Consider the following 2,675-nt stretch of genomic DNA (forward strand, 5'->3'; position numbering starts at 1 on the left):
AATTATTATAGGCCGGCGGGAGGAAATGTCAAATGGCCCCTTCCCTGCAAGCACAGGAAAGGGGCCGAGTAGTCCCTTTAGCAGTCGGCGTCTGTCGCCCGGTTACTAGCGGCCGATGTGCATAGGCATGATCACGCACACGTACTGGGGATTCCCGTTGGGGCGGATGACGCCGGGGCGAGATGGTGCGGTGGTCTCCAGCACGACCTCCGGCTCATGAATGGCGGAGACGGCATCGATCAGATAGCGCACATTGAAGGCGATTTCGATGGGGTCGCCCTCCACGCTGGCCTCCAGAATGCTGACGTCGTCGCCCTGCTCAGGGGAGGAAGCGGTGATCTGGAGATTGCCGGCGCCCACCTCACCGCCCGGCGTGATGTTCAGGCGCACGATGTTGGCCGAATCGCGAGCGAACAGGTAGGCCACCCGCAGTGCCCCCAAAAGAACCTGCGTATCTATAATGACGCGCGTGTTGCAGGTGGTAGGGATGATAGCGCGCACATCGGGGAAATTGCCCTCGATAAGCTGTGAGACAAAGTCCACGTTGGGATCGGCGTTATGAAGCTGGAACAGGATCTGGTTCTGAGGCGGCGTGATGATGATGTCGAGATCGGCATCCTCTTCCATCTCGACCTGGCTGATGACGCGACCAAGTTCGTTGTAGGCGCGTGCCGGCACAATAATGCTGATCGGCTCCGGCACCGGCCGGCCAAGGGTGTATTCCCGCATCGCCAGGCGGAAACCATCGGCGGCGGCCAGGGTCAGGGTATTGCCGCGCAGTTCGGTGAGCACACCGGTGAGGATGGGGCGGGTCTCATCGGTGGCGGCGGCGAAAAGCACCTGCTCCAGCATATGGCGGAACGCCTCGGCAGGGACAGGAATCGGCTGCGCTCCGTCGCCGGTGGGGATGACCGGGAACTCGCTGGCGTCCATGCCCTTAATGCGCGCGTCGTGCTGAGCACAGCGCAGGTTGAGGGTCTGGGTGCGGACATCCAGCGACATATCGATCTTGGCATCGCGGGGCAAGGAGTTGACGAACTCCGTGAGCAGGCGCGCCGGCACGGTCGTCGCCCCCTCCTCCTCTACCTTTCCACCGATCCAGCAGGTGATGCCGATCTCCAGGTTGGTAGCGGCTAGCTTCAAGCGCGCGTCATCCGCCGCAATCAAGACGTTGGAGAGGACGGGCAGGACTCTGCTGGTCACCGCGCGGCTGACGATGGAAAGCCCTTTGGCGAGACGGTCTTGCAGGCAGGAAACTTTCACCGCACCACTCCTTAGTGAGAAGATGGCGAATTGAAAACCGATGGAGACAGGCCACATTCGCAGTATACACGAAAACGCCGCTCTTGACAAGAGCGAAAGCGTTATGGAAAGGACACGAGCCCACAGACTTGTTCACCCCGCCCGTATGCTGTCTCCGCCCAAGTGTGGTATAATGCCGCCGGCGTTACCATCGCACCTTCCCATTCCCGCATGCACGACACTGCGGGGACGCACCCTGAAGGAGTGCACCCATGCGCGTACCCATGTCCAGCCCCGACCTGAACGATGACGACCGCCAGGCGGTCCTGGAGGTCCTGCAGACCCCCTATTTGAGCCTGGGGCCGCGCCTGGCCGCCTTTGAGCAGGCCATGGCGGAATATGTGGGAAGCCGCTTTGCCGTAGCGGTGAACAGCGGCACCGCCGGCCTGCATCTGGCGGTCATCGCCGCCGGCGTGACGGAACATGACCTCGTCATCACCACCCCCTTCTCCTTTGTGGCCTCGGCCAACTGCATCCTGTATGAACGCGGCATCCCGGTCTTCGTGGATGTGAACCGACAGACCGGCAATATAGACCCGGTGCAGGCCCAGGAAGCGGTGGAGGCCCTGCTGGCCGGCGGGAGCGCGACGCGCCGCTGGCTTCCGCCGGCCCTGCGGGGGGCCGCCGGCGTGCGGCTGGGCAAACTGCGCGCCATCCTGCCGGTGCATGCCTTCGGACAGCCGGCGGATATGGACCCGCTCATCTCCCTCGCCCGCCGGCACAACCTGACCATCATCGAGGATGCCTGTGAGGCCATCGGGGCGCGCTATAAGTCCCGCATGGCGGGGACCCTGGGGGATGCCGGCGTCTTCGCCTTCTACCCCAACAAGCAGATGACCACGGGCGAAGGCGGTATCATCGTCACCGACCGCGAGGACTGGGACGCGCTGTTCCGCTCCCTCCGCAACCAGGGGCGCGATGTGTTCGATGCCTGGCTGAACCACAGTCGGCTGGGCTACAACTACCGGCTGGACGAGATGAGCGCCGCATTGGGGCTTTCCCAACTGCGCCGGCTGGACGAACTGCTGGACAAACGCCAGCAGGTGGCAGACTGGTACCGCGAGCGGCTGGCGGATATCCCCTGGATCGCCACACCCTATGTCGCTCCCACCACAACGCGCATGAGCTGGTTCGTCTACGTCGTGCGCATCATGCCGCCGGCGGACCGCAACACCGTCCTGGCCCGCCTGGAAGAGATGGGCATCCCCAGCCGGCCGTACTTCAGCCCCATCCACCTCCAGCCCTTCTACCGCCAGCGCTTCGGCTACGAGGAGGGAGACTTTCCGGTGACCGAGGAGCTGGGGCAAACCTGCCTGGCCCTGCCCTTCTCCGGCGTCATGCGCGAGCAAGAAGTGGACATGGTATGCGAAGCC

Annotated in this window: 2 protein-coding genes; one reads left to right on the forward strand and one right to left on the reverse strand. The window is 63.6% G+C overall.

The window, feature by feature from the left end:
• Nucleotides 1–105: 105 nt before the first annotated feature.
• Nucleotides 106–1,263 carry a DNA polymerase III subunit beta gene (gene dnaN / locus H5T60_13905; GenBank protein MBC7243526.1) on the reverse strand — a complete coding sequence of 386 codons (1,158 nt, stop codon included), beginning with the start codon at nt 1,261–1,263 and terminating at the stop codon, nt 106–108.
• 251 nt (nt 1,264–1,514) lie between these two features.
• Here dnaN and H5T60_13910 point away from each other — a divergent pair.
• Nucleotides 1,515–2,675, forward strand: a 1,161-nt coding sequence (locus H5T60_13910; GenBank protein ID MBC7243527.1) for a DegT/DnrJ/EryC1/StrS family aminotransferase, incomplete at its 3' end; no start/stop codon positions are given.

The organism is Anaerolineae bacterium (assembly GCA_014360855.1).
Taxonomy (GTDB): domain Bacteria; phylum Chloroflexota; class Anaerolineae; order JACIWP01; family JACIWP01; genus JACIWP01.